The sequence below is a fragment of the Sphingobium sp. CFD-2 genome (genome assembly GCF_024611135.1).
Lineage (GTDB): Bacteria > Pseudomonadota > Alphaproteobacteria > Sphingomonadales > Sphingomonadaceae > Sphingobium > Sphingobium fuliginis.
The window spans coordinates 160,310-176,373 of sequence record NZ_CP084405.1 but is presented as its reverse complement, the minus strand read 5'-3'; the positions used below and the strand labels follow the sequence as shown (position 1 = coordinate 176,373).

Here is a 16,064-nt window from a genome sequence, read left to right as displayed (position 1 = left end):
TCGCCTGCGGTCCTCCGCCTATCTTGCCGGCGCGAGCAGCGCCAAAGGCGCCTCTTCCGGATTTTCATAGGCGCCCGCCGGGTTCAGGCCGAAGATGCAGACATGGTCCGCGCCAGCGTCCCAATGTTCCTGAATCCGGGCGCGGATGGTCCGTTCATCGCCCCAGGCGACGATCGCGTCGATCAGCCGGTCCGATCCGCCGTCCGTGAAATCATCATCGTCAAAGCCCAGCCGCTTCCAATTGTTGCGATAATTGGGAAAGGTTAGGTTCCAGGCCAAAGCCCGGCGCCCGGTGGCGCGCGCTTCATCGGGATCGCTTTCCAGCGAAACCAGAAGGTTGACGCACAGCAGCTTGTCCGGTCCCAATATGGCGCGGGCCATGGCGGTATGGGCGGGCGGCGAATTATTGGTGTAGGCGCCGTCGGCATGGGACGCCGAAAGCTCGATCATCTTGGGGCCAAGCGCCGCCAGGACGGTCAGCGGCCGTTCGCTGGGCAAGACGGTCGAATCCATTCTGAAGCGTTCCATGGCTTCCAGATAGGCCTTCATCGTGGCGACCGGCTTCCTGCTGTAGGTCTCGCCGCGCAATTCCTCCACCAGTTCGGGATGCGAGACGCCAAGGCCAAGGAGGAAGCGGTTGCCGGATTGTTCGGCCAGGGCGATCTGGGCGCCCCTCATCGAGACATGATCGCGGCCGTAGATGTTGACGATGCCGGTCACCATGTTCAGTTCCCGCGTGTTCGCCAGCATCCAGGAGGAATGGACCAGGCTGTCGCGCCCGGCGGACACGTCCGGCACCCAGAGTGTTCGATAGCCCCAATTTTCAACGCGCTGCGCGAATTTCGCCGCTTCGGCGGCGGGCATCAAATCCGTGAAGGCAAAGACACCGAGCGGCCCCATGCGGGAGGCAAAGGTGGATTCCGCCATAATCAGTTCTCCTTGCTAAAGCTGTATCTCATCGCGCCGGGAAAGCGCTTCCCCCCCAGCCGTCGGCCCGGCAAAGCCCCGCGCGACAGGGCGCGGGCCGCCTCCCGAAATCCGGCTTGTTCGTCCCTGTGCGGCCCCGCAACGGGCCAGCCTGCCTCACAGAAAGACGAAACCGCCGTCGACCATCAGGCATTGCCCGGTCATATAGTCGGAGCCGGAAGAGGCGAGGAACCGCGCCACTCCGGCCAGATCTTCGGGAACCGACGCGCGGCCCAGCGTGATCTGGGGAATGAGATTGTCCATCGCCTCGTCACGCTCCCGGGTTAGCCCCTCGGCGCGGAAATCCCCCTCTATGCTATCCCAAAGGTCCGTCTTCACGACACCGGGGCCGATGGCGTTGACGGTGATCCCATGCTGTCCGAACGCGCGCGCCCCGCCCTGGGTCAAGGCGGCCACGGCGAATTTGCTGGCGCCATAATGGACCAGAGGTTCGTGACATTGTTTCGAGGCGATCGACCCCGTGTTGACGATCTTTCCGCCCTGTCCCTGCTCGATCATCCGGGCCGCGACCTCCTGCATGCATATCAGCACGCTCAGGCCGTTCACCGTCATCATCCTGTGCCAATCCTCCTCGGTGATCGAGAGGAAGGGCTTTCCCTGAGCGGTGCCGGCATTGTTGAACATGACGTCGAGCCTGCCGAATTGGGCAATGGCCTGCGCAATCATGGCGCGCACGCTCGCCCGGTCGGTCACGTCCACCTTCACGGCGATCGCCCGGCCGCCAGCTTCCTCAATCTCGGCGGCGACGGCGGACGCGGCGGCATGATCGATGTCCGCAATCGTCAATTGCGCGCCGTCGGCGGCCAGCGCCCGCGCCATCGCCCGGCCGATGCCGCGCCCGGAACCGGTGACGATGATGGATTTGGTCGAAAGATCAGAGCTCATATTTCCATCCCATTTGGACGTTGATCGTCTTCATGCGTCCTCGGCTTCGCGCATGCGCAACAGCATCGGAATCACCTCCCGCCGCAAAACCTTGCCCGACATGTTATGCGGCAGCGCCTCGACTATCCGGATCATGCCGGGCACCTTGACCGCCGCCAGCCGGGCCGCGCAATGCTCCTGGATCGCCGCTTCGCTGGGCGCGGCGCCCGGCATCGGCACGATGGCCGCCGCCACCATCTGGCCGTGATCCGCGTCGGGAAGGCCGACCACGGCCGCCTGCGCCACATAATCCAGTTCACTCAAGACCTGCTCGACCTCGGCCGCGTAGATCGGCCTTCCGTCCCGATTGATGAGGTCGCTGGCGCGGCCCAGGACATAGACATAGCCATGCTCGTCGATGCGGGCATAATCGCCCGTGCGATACCAGCCGTCCGGCGTGATCGCCTTTCCGGTGAGGTCGGGCTCCTTCCAATAGCCCATCATCATCGCCGGCCCGCGCCCCTGCGCCTCGCCCACTTCGCCCGGCGCGACTTCCCGCCCGTCCGGCCCGAGGAAGCGCATCCGCGCGCCCGGCGCGATCTTCCCGGCCGATCCGGTCGGCGGGGGAACGCCCGCCGGGTCGTTCATGACAAGGGGCCAGCATTCGAACGCCGCATAGGCATCCAGCACGGGCGTTCCGGTGATGCGGCGCCAATCCTCGAAAACGGCTTCGTTGCGCGCCTCTCCGCCGGAAATGCAGCAGCGCAGATGGAAGTCCGGCACCGCGTCGCGCCGATGCCAGGCATTGGCGATCTTCACATACATGCTGGTCGACCCCGCGAAGAAGGTGATGCCATGTCCCAGCATCGCGTCCAGCACGCCATCCGGGGAAAATTCGCGCATCAGATGGATTCTGGCGGCGCGGGTGGTGGCGGTCAGCGAGAGGATGACAAGCCCCATCATCCAGGAAAGCGGCACGGCGACCAGGATCGTGTCGGCAGCGTCGATCCGCCAGATGTCCGCCACACCATCCGTTCCCTCCGCGATCGAGCGGTGCGAATGCGCAACCGGCTTGGGCACGCCCGTCGTCCCGGAGGTATAGCCGATGACGCCGACCGCGTCGCAATCGACCTGCGGCAAATCCCCGGCGAACGGCGCGATGTGGGGGATGAGTTCCGCGTTGCAGACAAGATCGAAGATTTCCGTGCGCGAGCCTGTCCTGCTGACGGCGGCCGCCGCAGCGGTCTGGCTCTCCCCTTCCGCAAACAGGAAATGCGGCTCGGCATTGGTCAGCGCATAGTCGAGCTCATTGGGCCCCGTAGAAGCGTGGACGACCGCCATCACGCCGCCCGCGCGCCACACGGCGAAGCTGAGTATCAGGAACTCCGCGCAATTGCCGCTCATGATGAGCACGCTCTGCCCCGGCGCGAGTCCGGCGGTGGTGAGCCGCCGCGCCAGACGCTCCACGGCCCGATCGAAATCCGACCAGAGGATTTCGCGATCGCCGTCGACGATCGCCACCCCCTGCGGAAAGGATTGGGCCGCCCTGCGAAGATGGTCGCTTGCCAGATTGATCACGATAGCTGCCTTTCGAATTGCCGATGCTCTGCATGGGCGGGGACGCCGACGGGCTCCTGCTCGACCGCTTCGCCCGCTGCCCGCGCCCGCTCGACCTTCGTCGCCTCCGCCGACTGGACGTGCCGGGCCGCCATCCACAGGGCGGCCACCGCGATCGGCACCGCCAGCAGGCCCGCCATCAGCCCGGTGGCCAGACTGCCCTGCGCGGCGGAAACCTTGCCGACCAGATAGGGGCCCAAGGCCGAACCCACGAGCGTGCTGACAAGGATATAGGTGACCGACGCCGTTCCGCGCATGCGCGGCATGACGATTTCCTGAATGGTGGCGGCGCCGGCCGCCATCCACATGATGCCGACGAATATGACGGGAAGGTTCAGAAGGAAGAAGATCCAGGGATTGTGCGTCAGGCACATGCCGATCACGAAGGGAACCGGGATCACCGTGGACGCGATGCCGACATGGATTCGCCCCGCCGCGTGCCGACGCAACATGATGTCCGACAGGCGGCCGCCGACGAAGACGCCCGCCATGCCGCAAATGGCCGCCGAAGCGCCCAGAACCATGCCCACCGTCGCCTTGTCGACCGGCAGCGAACGCAAAGCCAGAGGAGCCGTCCAGAAGCCCATGTTCAGCACCAGCATGGAGGAGAAGCCGAAGCCGATCGTCGTGTAGAGAAAGGCCGGCGCCTTCCACGTCAGCGCAAAGGTCGCGGGATCGCGCGCCCGCAGCATCTGGGCGGCGGTGAAGGCGGCATACCATCCGATGGCGATCGCGATCCATTGCATCCTGTCGCCCGAAGCGGCGATCAGCCCCCATGCCGCCGACGCCACGATCAGGGCCGCCGCGATGTTGACCGCAAGGACTTTCGGACCGGTGCGGGCAGCCTGGTAAAAGGTGAAAGGAGGAATGACGCTGGCAATATCGTCGAACAGGCGCAGCCAGATGTCCTTTTCCGCCGGAGGATAAGTGCCGTCGGACAACCCCCTCCTCGGTTCGCGCAGGGTCGAGACGAGGATCGCGATCAGCAGGCCCGGGAGACCGACGACCATGAAGGCCGCCTGCCATCCCCGCAGGCCGAAGGGTCCGGCCTCCCCGAAGGACGAGAGCCACGAAGCCACGACCAGCCCCCCGATCGCGAACGCCAGGCCCTGACCGAGATAGAAGCCGGTGCTGAAGATGCCCAGCGCCGTCCCGCGCCGCCCGCGAGAGAACCAGTCGGATAAAAGCGAATAGGCGGAAGGAACGGCGGACGCCTCTCCAATGCCGACGCCGATGCGGGCGGCGACCAACTGGCCGACGCTGCCGGCCAATCCGCAAAACACCGTCATCATCGACCAGATCGAGATGCAGATGGACAATAAGCGCACCCGCTTCCACCGGTCCGCCAGACGGCCGAACGGAAAACCGAACAGGGCATAGAAGACGCCGAAAGCGGTTCCGTGCAGGAAACCAAGCTCCGCGTCGCTGAGCCCGAAATGCGCCTTGATGTCTTCGGCCAGGATCGAGAGGATGGTGCGGTCCATCCAGGTCAGGGTATAGACTCCGACAAGCACCATCAGAACATAACGGGCATAGGGACCGTCGACCGCATTCCGTTCCGCCGCGGCTCCGCCCATGACCCTGTTGTCCGGTGCAAGCGATGCGCTGCTGGCTTCCAAACCCGTTCCTCCTTCACCCGCCCGCTCATAACGTCGCTGAAGGGCGACCGGCTGCACGACGGCAAGCCGGCTACCCTTGAACGTCACTGGATATTATATCGCAGCTTCAGGCCGATCTGCCGGCCGCGCGAATAGGAGCCGAACGTCGATGTCGAAGACCCCACGCCCGTATAGTCGACTTCCAGCAGCCGCTTGTCAGTCAGATTCCGGCCGAACAGCGACATCGCCCAGCGGCCATCCTCCGGCCCGAAATCGATATGCGCGTCCAGTTGGGCATAACCGTTCTGCACCATGCGCGGATCGTTGAACGATCCCGCATTATATTTGGTGCGCGCAAAGACGGACGCGCCGGCCGCGATCTGATTGCCGTTCCCGACCGGCTGCACATATTCGACATTGAAGGAGCCCGTCCATTTGGACGAATAGGGCGTCGGCGTCCCGGAAAGATCCTGCGCGCCGCCGACACAGCCGGGCGCCAGCCGCGCATTTTGCAGCGTGTTGCAGGCTGCCCCCACGAAGGAAATATATTTGGCGTCCAGATAGGCGCCGTTGAAGCCCAGCCGCAAATTGTCGGTAACCTGATAATTGAGGTCCAGCTCGACGCCCTGCGACCGCGCCTTGCCGATGTTCGACACGACCAGGTTGAAGCCCTGCCGCACCGATTGCTGCAGGCCGTTAAATTCCTCGCGGAACACCGCGATCGAATAATCGAGGCGGTTGTCGAGCAGAAGTCCCTTTATCCCGGCCTCGACCATCCATGCCTTTTCGGACCCGAACCCGTCATTGGCCGGGCTGGTGGTATAGGTATAGTCGAAACCGCCGACCTTGGCCCCCTTCACATATTTCACATAGGCCATGTTATTGGGGGAGAATTTATACTGCACGATCGCCTGCGGCTGCCACTGGCGGTCGACCAGATGGAAGGTGCCCATGGGGAAGGCGTGCTGGATTCCGCCGAGCACCGCCGCAAGGACTCCGTCCAGCGAGGGGTCGCGCGCGGCCAGCAGCGCGGCGCGCGAGGTGTCAAGATCGATGTTCGGAATGATGCGCGCCGCGAACATGCTCTGCCCGGCCTTTTTCCGCGTGTCGGAATAGCGGACGCCGCCGGACAGGCTCAACTGATCGGTCAGATGGTAGGTGAGATCCACGAAAGCCGAAAAGACCCGGTTCTTCTGATCGAAGGTGAAGTTCCGCGAGAAAGGCGTCGCCGCGGTTCCGGTAAGCCCCAGGGCGCCCAGATTCAGTTCCTGGTTCGCGTCGATCGCCAGGGTGTCGCGCTGATAATAGCCGCCGACGGTGGCGTCCAGCTTGCCGAAAGTGCCGCCAAAGCGCAGTTCCTGGCTGAACTGCTTATAGTGGGTCCATTGCCCGTTCACGAATGCGGGACTGTGGTTGATGCCGTCGGTGCCGTATATCACGACGCCGTCGCTCTTCCGCCATGCCGTGGTCGAGGTCAGCGTCCCGCCCGCAATGTCGTAATTGATGTCGGCCTGATAAAGTTGCGCTTCCAGCTCCGCCAATTCGTCGGTGAAGAACGGCGCGACATTGGTGTTGACGTAGCGCGTGTCCTTGTCGCCCACCACGGGATAGAGCGAGGTATTGCCCACCAGCGGCTGGTTGGTCGGCACCAGCGTGTTGCCGCGGTCCTTGATCCGGTCAAGCTCGGCGCGCAGCACGATGTCCAGCCCGTCGACCGGCTGCAGCCGCAGCGACGGACGTATCGCATAGTTGCGCGTTTCGGGTTCGCGTTCGCCCTTGACCGGATTGTCATATCGTCCCCGGTCCAGATTCTGGAAAAGCCCCGCCACGCGCAGACTCATGCCCTCGCTGAGCGGAACGGTGACGCCGGTCTGCGCCTGAAATTCGCGGCCATAAAATTCGTAGCCGATCGAACCGTCAGCCTCGAATTCGTCGCCGGGCTTCTTGGTCGAGATATTGAGCGCGCCGGCCGTGGCGCTGTTGCCGAACGTCAGCACCTGCGGCCCCTTCAGCACTTCCACCCGCTCGACATCGAAGATCGGAATGCGGGCTTCCTGGTCGCGGCCGTAGGAGACGTTGTCGACGAATTTACCGACGGCTTGTTCGAAACCCGCATTGCCGCCCGACCCGAACCCGCGGATGACCGCCACGCTGTTCGCGGCGCCATAGGTGTAGTTGAAGCTGGGCGTGATCTTGCCGATGTCGATCATCTGCGTGATATTCTGCCGCTGCAAAGTCTCGCCGCTCAAGGCGGTGATCGCCACGGGAACGTCGCGAAGGCTTTCGGAACGCTTGCGCGCCGTCACGACAATGTCGCCAACCGATGAGCCGCCGCCCGCGGCCTGGTCCGCGCCCGCCGCCTGGGGAGCTTCCTGCGCCTGCACCGCCCCGGCCGCCAACGCCACGGCGGAAACCCCCGCCAGTGCCTTGGCCGCCGCGATATGCCATTTTCCCATTGCGATCATCCTCTTTCCCCTCCTTATGATGCGCCGGTCTCGTCGCCGTCGCGCGCTTTTCGATGCTGTGGCTCGGGTCCGTTTCGAAACGGATCGCCATTCAGGCCGATCCGGACAAACGTCCTCCCGGCCACGGGCAGAACAAATTTAATATAGGTACAGAACACGCCCCTTCCGTCATCGCGCACCGCGATTTCAGGATATTTTGAGGTCGCGCTATTCAACGATCTTCGACGAAGAGAGATTTCTCTGCTTCACGAATATCCATGGCATGGATTTTCCACAGCTATCGTCCATCTCTCCCGTCCTGGTCCTGGAGGCCGATCTGAACTTCCCGACATCTTTCGGGCTTTATGCGCAATCGACCTCTTCATTATCGATTCGTATCTTAGGACACAGGCCGGCGCGTGTCAATGAAACGTTTCATTTATGAAAAGTGACATGATCCTGAATGGCCGTCTTGCCGATCCAGTAGCGGCTGGCCGCCGAATCTAGGTCGGGATAGCCGAAGGATATGCCGAAAAGCATCTTGAGCGACGGATCGATGCCCAGCACCTCGCGGGCCGTTTCCGCGAAAAAGCCGAGCAAGGTCTGGGGCACGCCCCCCAGGCCGTGGGCCGCAAGCGAAAGCAGGAACGTCTGAGCATACATGCCCACATCGCCGGCGATCCGGACGCTGTCGTAGAATGACGGCATGAACAGCAGGCAGGCATGCGGCGCACCAAAGAATTCGAGATTCCGCAGCATCGTCATGCGACGCTCGTCGAACGCCTCGCGCGCGACGCCCAGCGCTTCGTAATAAGCGGCGGCCTGGGCCTTCTGGCGGTCGCTGTAGACGCCGTAAAGTTCATCATATCCAAACGGAAAATCAGGCGTCAGCCGTCCCGCCGCCTCCGCCTCCAGCATCGCCTTGCTCAGCTCGTCGCGCTTCGCGCCGGAGACGATATGCACCGACCAGGGCTGGATATTGGCGTTCGATGGGGCATGGCGCGCATCATCGACCACCGCCTGCATCAACGCGTCCGGCACGGGCGTCGGAAGAAAGGCCCGAACGGACCGCCGTTCGCGAACGACATCGTGAAACAATTTGCTCTCATCCATCGCAAGTTCACCTTATTGAGACAGAAGCGGATACCGCCAGACGCCGTTCGTCAAGCGTCTACCAGTCGTTTTCCGAACAAGGCGACGTCCAGTTGAAGCGGGTCCAGAAATTCGACAAGCTCGGCAAAACCCTCGCCCTCGACACGCAGGTAGAAACCGTAGAAGGGCTGGGCATAGGGACCATATTTGCCCGCGCCGCCGGTGCTGGACGCCCGCAAAAAGGCGCGATAGCCGTCGATCATGATTTCCGAGAACGTCATCTGCGGACGCACCGTGAAATGCACGAGCAGGGGCGCCAGCCGCTCCATCGTGTCGTCCGGGCCATAATAGGTGCCCGATACCGGGGATTCGCCTATAAGCGTATACACCGCATCCGCATTGAGCATGCGGTAGCAAGCTTCGAAATCCCCGGCCACATCACGCTCTATGAAGCGATCGACCAGTGCGCGGGTCTTCTTCTCCGCGACCGCCCGCTCTTCGAGGCTCAGACTATAATCAAGCATGTCATCTCTCCCAAACGGCCCATGGCGGGGATACCGCGCCTCACCAAATTATGAAACGTTTCATATCTCACTTTCCAGCCATACATCAAGACGCGACGCGCATCGTCTTGGGCAGGCCCGCGCGGGCGAGCTGGCCGCCAAGCGCGCCGGGCGGCAACATCGCGGCGACGGCCGATCGCGCAGCCAGCAGCCGGGCGAGATCGATCCCGGTATCCACCCCCATCAGCTCGAACATGAATATGAGGTCCTCGATCGCGACATTGCCCGTCGCCCCCGGCGCATGCGGACAGCCGCCCAGTCCGCCGAGCGACCCATCGAAGATACGGATGCCCGCCCGATAGGCTGAAAAGGCGTTGGCAAGCGCCAGCCCACGCGTATCGTGCAGGTGGATGGCGATGGGCAAATCGGCAAAGCGTTCCAGCATCGCCGCGCTCAACCCGGCGACCGCGATCGGATCGGCATAGCCCACCGTGTCGGCTATGGTGATGCCGTCGACGCCGGCGGCGGCGACCTCTTCAGCCAGCCGGAGGGTCGCCTCGGGATCGACCCTGCCTTCGATCGAACAGCCGAACGCGGTCGACAATCCGACATCGATCCCGGGGCGACCATCCGGCGGAAGGCTTGCCAGCATCGCCACGATCTCGCGCAATTGGCCAATCGATTCATGGGGCGTGCGGCGGACATTGGCCAGATTATGGCTTTCGCTCACCGAGATGACGAAGTTGATCTTGTCGACGCCCGCTTCGGCGGCGAGCTGCGCGCCCCTGAGATTGGGCGCGAGCGCTGTCACCGTCAATCCCTCAACCCCCCGGGCGTAGCGGACGATGTCGGCCGCGTCGGCAAATTGCGGCATGAGCGTCGCGGGTACGAAGGAGCAGACCTCCATCTCCCGCAGTCCAGCCGCGCGTTCGGCGTCGATCCAGGCTTGCTTCTGCCCGGTCGTCGGACCGGCGGCCAGCATCTGAAGACCGTCCCTAAGCCCGACTTCCCGAATGACGACAGGCCGAATGACGACAGGGTCCATCGCGCTCACCGCCCCTGAAACACCGGCGGGCGCTTCTCGTTGAAGGCCGCTATCCCCTCGCGCCGGTCTTCCGTCCCGATCAGGCGGCTATAGGCCTCGACCTCAAAGAACAGCCCCGTCCGCAAATCCATCTGCAGGCCAAAGCCAATCGACTTCTTCGCTTGCGCGATCGCGATCGGCGCGTTGGCGCAAATCGTCGCCGCGGTCTCCAGCGCGGCCGCCATGATGGCCGCGCCGGGCATGATCTTGTTCACCAGCCCCCATTCCAGCGCTTCGGCCGCCCCGAAAATGGCGCCGCTCAGGATGAGTTCCTTGGCGCGGGGGGCGCCGACGATCCGGGCCAGATGCTGCGTGCCGCCGCCGCCAGGCATGATGCCCCGCATCACTTCGGGAAAGCCGAAGCGGGCATGATCCGCGGCATAGGCGAAATCGCATCCGAGCATCAGTTCCAGCCCGCCCGCAAGCGCCGCCCCATTGACGACCGCGATCGTCGGGATCGGGCAGTCGCTGATCGCGCGCACCATCCGCTCGAACAGATAATGCTGTTCCTGAAACGCCGCATCGTCCATGCCGTTGCGTTCCTTGAGGTCGGCGCCGGCGCAGAAGATGCGATCGCCTTCAGCCGTCAGGATTATGCACCGATAGAGGGACGGTTTCGCCTCCAGAGCGCCGAAGATCCGGACAAGCTCCTCGCCCATCCTGGTGTTCAGCGAATTGCCGCGGCCCGCCCTTGCAAGCGTGATGCGCAGCATATGATCGCCGGGATGATCGAGGCGGACGGTTTCCAGACCGTCGAAGCTGAGTTCATGCGCCATGATGACTCCGCGTTTCCAGGGGATCGTGCGCGCCCAGCCGGGGGCCGGGCCGGCCGAGCGGCGGGCGGCAACTGTCAAAGGCGAGCGGAAGGCCGACCGTCTTTAACTCATTGCCGGAGGTGGCGCCGATGATGCCCAACGCGCCGACCTGCGCGCTGCCCATCACCTGATCGATGCTGTTCACCCGGCCGCAGGGGACGCCGGCGCCCTCCAGCTCCTTCTCCAGATTCGGTCGGTTGCGTTCGCAGATCATGGCCTGCAGCATGGGAAGAAGCGCGCTTCGGTTGCGGACGCGCATGTCGTTGGTGGCGAAACGCGGGTCGCCGCCCAGCTCGGGCGCGCCAAGCACGGAACAAAGCGAACGGAACAATTTGTCGTTGCCCGCCGAAATCATCAGCTCTTCGCCATTGCGGCAGAAGAAGGTCTGATAGGGCACGATGTTGGCATTGCCCGAACCATGCCTTTCGGGCGCTTCGCCGGAATTCAGATAGTCCGAAATCTGGACCGTCTGCCAGGCGAGCGCGGTTTCATAGAGGGACGTGTCGATCGTCGCGCCGACGCCCGTCTTCGACCGCTCGATATAGGCGGACAATATGCCCATGCACGCCCACATTCCCGTGCCCATGTCATTCACCGAGATCGGAATGCGGATGCTGGGATCGCCGGCGCGGCCCAGCAGGCTCATCATGCCGCTCACCGCCTGGATCAGCGGATCATAGCCGGGATGATCGCGCAACGGCCCGGTCGAGCCGAAAGCGGTGATGTTGCAATAGATGAGCGCGGGCTTGGCCGCGCGCAGCGTCGCCGCGTCCAGGCCGACGCGCTCGACGATGCCCCGCTTGAGATTCTGAACGACGATGTCGGCTTCGCCCAGGATCAGATCCGCGATCTGCCCGACCGACCGGCTGTCGCGAAGATCGGCGGTGACGCTCTCCTTGCCCAGATTGACGGCGTGGAACATGATCGCCGCGTCGCCATGGCGCACCGAACCCCATGCGCGGGCGTGATCGCCCATCCCCGCATTCTCGATCTTGGTGACGGTCGCGCCAAGCTGGCCCAGAATATGGCCGGCATAGGGCGCCGACAGGCTGTGGCCGATCTCGACCACCTTCACGCCCGCCAGCGGAAGGGGACGCGTCATGTGCTGGTCCCCCATCAAACGGCTGCCTTCCCGGTCGCGGAACCGCTATCCGGCGCCGCCTGGCGATAGTCCCGGCGCGCAGCGGCCGCCGTCACGTAACCGTCGGCCAGATCGGCGGCGATCGCCGCCTGATCGCGGTCCTCCGGCTTCCCGAAACCGCCGCTGCCGGCCGGTTGCACCAGAACCCGGTCGCCCTTCCGCACGATGACATGGCTGCCGCGCGCGGGAACCGTCTCGACCGTGCCGTCGGACCGTTCGATCTCGCATTTGAAGCAACTGCCCGGCAGGCCGCCCTCCAGACCGTCGGGCACCTGACGCTCGCGCTCTCCGGCGACGGTGAAGGTCGCTTCGTCATAATCGACGCGATAGACCCGCCGCGCGGCCAGGCCGCCGCGATGGCGGCCCGCGCCGCCGCTGTCCGCCACCAGGCTCCATTCGTCTATGCGCAACGGATAGGCCTGCTCTATGGCCTCCACCGATTGCGCGCCCGCATTGCCGACATAGACGCGGATCGCGCTCACGCCGTCCTTGTCACTGCGCGCGCCCATGCCGCCCGCATGCACGTCGAACAGGCTGGCGAAGCGCCGGCCGGTCCGCGCCACCCGATCCTCATCCGGATCGGAACCGGCGAAGATTCCCGCGCACGCCGCGCAGTTGCTCTGCGCCGTGACGCGCTGGGGCACCGCAGGCGCGAGGGCTTTCAGCAGCATGTCGATCACCCGCGGCGACGTTTCCGTCACGCCGGACACGACGGAGGCGGGAAAGCTGCAGTTGAGGACGCTGCCTTCCGGCGCGATCACCTTCACCGGCCGATAGCAGCCCTGGTTGATGGGGATCATGTTGTCGGTGATCGCCTTCACCGTGAACCAGGTGCTGTTGTAGGTGACCGACAAGGGGCAGTTGATGCCGCCGCGCACCTGCGCTCCGCTGCCGCTATAGTCGAATTCGATCGTGTCGCCCTGCTTGGTGATCTTGACCCGAATAGGGATCAAGGGCCGCTCGCCGTCGACCTCGTAGACGGCGTCGATCTCATCCTCGCCCAGATACACGCCATCGGGCATCGCTTCGAGCGCCTGGCGCATCAGCGCCTCGGAATGGTCCAGCGATCGCGACATGGCGGACTTCAGGGCGTCGGCGCCATAGCGCTCGACCAGAGTCAATATGCGCTGGCCGCCGACGAAGCAGCCGGCATATTGCGCCTGCATGTCCAGCAGCCGCGTCTCGGGATCGCGCGTATTTTGCAGGATCAGGGTCTTCACATCCTCGACCACCCGGTCGTCGCGATAGAGCCGGACGGGAGGAATGCGAACACCCTCGCCAAAAATGTCCCAGGTCTCCGCCGCGAAGCTGCCGGGGGACTGGCCGCCTATGTCGCTCCAATGCCCCTTGGTCATCACATAGGCGACGATCCTGTCGCCCGCGAAGACGGGTCTGGTGAACTGCACGTCCGGGTGATGATTGCCGCCCCCCAGATAGACGTCGTTGCTGATGATGACGTCGCCGGGCCGCAGATTGTCCGCGCCGATCGCCTGGACGGTGGCCTTGGTCGAGATGACCGCCGCGCCGAGCATCGTGGGTATGTCATTGCCCTGCGCGACCAGTTGCATCTCATCGTCGAAGATCGCGGCCGATGCGTCCCCGCCGGAATGGATGATGGGGCTTCCCGCCGTGCGGGTCATGGCGATCTTCATCTCGCGCGCGATCGCATACAGGCTGCTGCGGATGATTTCGTAGGTTATGGTATCCATCGCTGTCAGAGCTCTACAATGAGGTTGCTGAAGGCATCGAGGTAAGCCACGTGCCCGGTGTCGACGACGAGGCAACTGCTCGCTTCCTCGATCACGGCCGGGCCGTGCACCCGGTCGCCGTCGCGAAGCCTGCCGCGCTTGAAGACGGGAACGTCGATCATCTCCCCGCCCAGATAGAGGCGGCGCACGCGCGAAGTCTGCAGCGGTTCGAGATCGGATGTCCCGTCGCTCGACCTTATGGTTCCGCGCCAACCCGTCTCCGCTTCGGCGCGCGCCCGGATGTTGACGCAGATGATCGGCTGATCCGGCTTGATGAAATTCCACTGCCGCATATGCGCGGCCTCGAAAGCGGCGCGGATGCCCGCCACGTCCACCGCGCCTTCCCCGATGTCGACCGTCATCGCCTCCGGCTGACCGGCATATCGGCAATCGACCCGCCGCGTCACCCGGATGTCGGCGCCGCCGCTGACATAGGATGACAGGTCGGCCCGCACCTCATCCTCGAGCGAGGCGAACATCGCCGCCAGTGCTTCGGGATCAAGCGCGGCCAGTTCGCTCTCGATCGAGGTCTGCCTGTCGATCGACTGATCCGCGACGGTCATGCCGAAGGCGCTGAACAGACCCGGCAACGCAGGCACGACGACCTTCCTGATCTCCAGCTCGCTGGCGAGGTCGATGGCGTGGACAGGGCCGGCGCCGCCATAGCAGACATAGACGAAGTCCCGCGGATCATAGCCCCGCTCGACCGTCATCAGCCGCATCGCCTGCGCCATCAAGGCGTTGGCCACCGCCCGGACGGTCCGCGCTGCCTCCAGGACGGAGGTGCCGAGAGGTTCGGCAAGATGCTTTTCGATCGCCCGCCGCGCCGCCTCGACATCCAGCGGGAAAGTGCCGTTCAGGAAGCTGTCCGGATCGATATAGCCAAGCACGAGGTTGCAGTCGGTCACGGTCGGCCGCGTGCCGCCGCGCCCATAGCAGGCCGGGCCTGGGTCCGCCGCCGCGCTTTCGGGGCCGATGCGCACGCCGCCGCCCACATCGATCCAGGCGATGGACCCGCCGCCGGCGCCGACCGAGTCGATATCGATCGTCGGAGACCGAACGGTATAGGAATGAAGCAGGCCCGAAGTGCGAAGCTCCGGCTTGCTGTCGCGGATCAGCGACACGTCGAAGGTCGTGCCCCCCATGTCGCCCAGGATCGAGTTCGAAAGGCCAAGCCGCTCCGTCACGCGGGTGGTCGCGCTCACGCCGCCCGCAGGCCCGGATTCGAGCAGCACGACCGGCCGCGCCTCCACGAAGTCGGGATGGGCCAGGCCGCCGTTCGACTGCATGAACAGCAGCTCGCCGCCGAAGCCGAGTTCGCGTAGCGCGCCCTTGAAGGTGCGGATATAGCGGCTGCACACCGGACCCAGCATCGCGTTCATAACGACGGTGCTGGTGCGCTCATATTCCATCAGTTCCGGATTGACCTCGTGGGAGGTGGTGATGAAGCGATCCGGCAGCCTCTCTCGCAATATCTCCGCCACGCGCAGTTCATGCGCGGGATTGGTGTAGGAGTGAAGCAGGCACACGGCGACAGCCTCGATGTCCGATCCGGCGAGCTGGTCGGCCAGCGCCTTCACCTCCTCCTCGTCCAACGGCTTGGCGATATTGCCTTTGGCGTCGATGCGTTCGTCGACCTCCAGCCGCCAGCGCCGTTTGACCAGTTCGCGGGGCGCCTCGAACTGAAGATCGTACAGATCGGCGCGATCATGCCGCGACACCCGGCGGATCTCCAATATGTCGCGGAACCCCTTGGTCGTCACCAGGGCGGTCCTGGCCCCCTTATGCTCGACCACCATGTTGGTCGCCATGGTCGTGCCATGACCGACGAAATCGATGTCCTCGCTCTTATAGGCGCTGATCTCCAGGATCGCCTTAAAACCCTCGATCGCCCCTATGACGCGGTCGGCGGGCGTGGTTGGGACCTTCACCGACCAGTGACGGTCCAACTCATCGTCGATGAGAACGACGTCCGTGAAGGTTCCGCCAACATCGATACCCACTCGCCTCATGCCAACATCCTCAGTTGAATTCGAATTTCTTTTTGCGCCGATCGGACGAGACCATCTTACACCTAACCGCTGTCTCCGCCGCCCCGCGGCAAGAAGCCCATTGGAATCTTCCCGCTATCCGCGCTGCTCCTGCCCCTACCGCACCCCATGGCGACTGTC

General features: G+C 64.2%; 12 protein-coding genes. All 12 read right to left on the bottom strand.

The window, feature by feature from the left end:
• Window positions 1–18: 18 nt before the first annotated feature.
• Window positions 19–927, bottom strand: a complete 909-nt coding sequence (locus tag LDB29_RS00810; RefSeq protein ID WP_025547208.1) for a TIGR03620 family F420-dependent LLM class oxidoreductase — start codon at window positions 925–927, stop codon at window positions 19–21.
• A gap of 156 nt (window positions 928–1,083) precedes the next feature.
• Window positions 1,084–1,872 (bottom strand): SDR family NAD(P)-dependent oxidoreductase, encoded by a 789-nt coding sequence (locus LDB29_RS00805; protein ID WP_025547207.1) that lies wholly within the window; start codon window positions 1,870–1,872, stop codon window positions 1,084–1,086.
• Between the two features lie 30 nt (window positions 1,873–1,902).
• Complete coding sequence (locus LDB29_RS00800; RefSeq protein ID WP_025547205.1) at window positions 1,903–3,429, bottom strand: class I adenylate-forming enzyme family protein; 1,527 nt, start codon at window positions 3,427–3,429, stop codon at window positions 1,903–1,905.
• Window positions 3,426–5,087: an MFS transporter gene (locus LDB29_RS00795; protein ID WP_025547204.1), complete on the bottom strand. Its 1,662-nt coding sequence runs from the start codon at window positions 5,085–5,087 to the stop codon at window positions 3,426–3,428. The genes LDB29_RS00800 and LDB29_RS00795 overlap by 4 nt, the downstream gene beginning before the upstream one ends.
• 83 nt (window positions 5,088–5,170) lie before the next feature.
• Window positions 5,171–7,531 carry a TonB-dependent receptor gene (locus LDB29_RS00790; protein WP_025547202.1) on the bottom strand — a complete coding sequence of 787 codons (2,361 nt, stop codon included), beginning with the start codon at window positions 7,529–7,531 and terminating at the stop codon, window positions 5,171–5,173.
• A gap of 414 nt (window positions 7,532–7,945) precedes the next feature.
• On the bottom strand, window positions 7,946–8,623 hold the full coding sequence (locus LDB29_RS00785) for a nitroreductase (protein ID WP_099186187.1): 678 nt from the start codon (window positions 8,621–8,623) through the stop codon (window positions 7,946–7,948).
• 50 nt (window positions 8,624–8,673) lie between these two features.
• Entirely contained in the window at window positions 8,674–9,126 is a 453-nt protein-coding gene (locus tag LDB29_RS00780; protein WP_025547200.1) for a nuclear transport factor 2 family protein, read from the bottom strand.
• An 85-nt stretch (window positions 9,127–9,211) separates the two neighbouring features.
• Window positions 9,212–10,150: a hydroxymethylglutaryl-CoA lyase gene (locus LDB29_RS00775; RefSeq protein ID WP_025547199.1), complete on the bottom strand. Its 939-nt coding sequence runs from the start codon at window positions 10,148–10,150 to the stop codon at window positions 9,212–9,214.
• Window positions 10,151–10,155: 5 nt separating this feature from the next.
• Complete coding sequence (locus LDB29_RS00770; protein ID WP_025547197.1) at window positions 10,156–10,965, bottom strand: enoyl-CoA hydratase/isomerase family protein; 810 nt, start codon at window positions 10,963–10,965, stop codon at window positions 10,156–10,158.
• Complete coding sequence (locus LDB29_RS00765; RefSeq protein WP_025547195.1) at window positions 10,955–12,106, bottom strand: CaiB/BaiF CoA-transferase family protein; 1,152 nt, start codon at window positions 12,104–12,106, stop codon at window positions 10,955–10,957. The genes LDB29_RS00770 and LDB29_RS00765 overlap by 11 nt, the downstream gene beginning before the upstream one ends.
• 14 nt (window positions 12,107–12,120) lie before the next feature.
• Entirely contained in the window at window positions 12,121–13,854 is a 1,734-nt protein-coding gene (locus LDB29_RS00760) for a hydantoinase B/oxoprolinase family protein (protein ID WP_025547193.1), read from the bottom strand.
• Window positions 13,855–13,859: 5 nt separating this feature from the next.
• Window positions 13,860–15,905, bottom strand: coding sequence for a hydantoinase/oxoprolinase family protein (locus LDB29_RS00755; RefSeq protein ID WP_099186188.1), 2,046 nt, complete (start codon window positions 15,903–15,905; stop codon window positions 13,860–13,862).
• Window positions 15,906–16,064 lie beyond the last annotated feature (159 nt).

Bases quoted from the DNA above. Each gene is read 5' to 3' on its own strand.
- LDB29_RS00785 (WP_099186187.1), bottom strand. From the start codon at position 8,623: ATGGATGAGAGCAAATTGTTTCACGATGTCGTTCGCGAACGGCGGTCC.
- LDB29_RS00755 (WP_099186188.1), bottom strand. From the start codon at position 15,905: ATGAGGCGAGTGGGTATCGATGTTGGCGGAACCTTCACGGACGTCGTT.
- LDB29_RS00770 (WP_025547197.1), bottom strand. From the start codon at position 10,965: ATGGCGCATGAACTCAGCTTCGACGGTCTGGAAACCGTCCGCCTCGAT.
- LDB29_RS00765 (WP_025547195.1), bottom strand. From the start codon at position 12,106: ATGACGCGTCCCCTTCCGCTGGCGGGCGTGAAGGTGGTCGAGATCGGC.
- LDB29_RS00760 (WP_025547193.1), bottom strand. From the start codon at position 13,854: ATGGATACCATAACCTACGAAATCATCCGCAGCAGCCTGTATGCGATC.
- LDB29_RS00790 (WP_025547202.1), bottom strand. From the start codon at position 7,531: ATGATCGCAATGGGAAAATGGCATATCGCGGCGGCCAAGGCACTGGCG.
- LDB29_RS00810 (WP_025547208.1), bottom strand. From the start codon at position 927: ATGGCGGAATCCACCTTTGCCTCCCGCATGGGGCCGCTCGGTGTCTTT.
- LDB29_RS00805 (WP_025547207.1), bottom strand. From the start codon at position 1,872: ATGAGCTCTGATCTTTCGACCAAATCCATCATCGTCACCGGTTCCGGG.
- LDB29_RS00780 (WP_025547200.1), bottom strand. From the start codon at position 9,126: ATGCTTGATTATAGTCTGAGCCTCGAAGAGCGGGCGGTCGCGGAGAAG.
- LDB29_RS00775 (WP_025547199.1), bottom strand. From the start codon at position 10,150: ATGGACCCTGTCGTCATTCGGCCTGTCGTCATTCGGGAAGTCGGGCTT.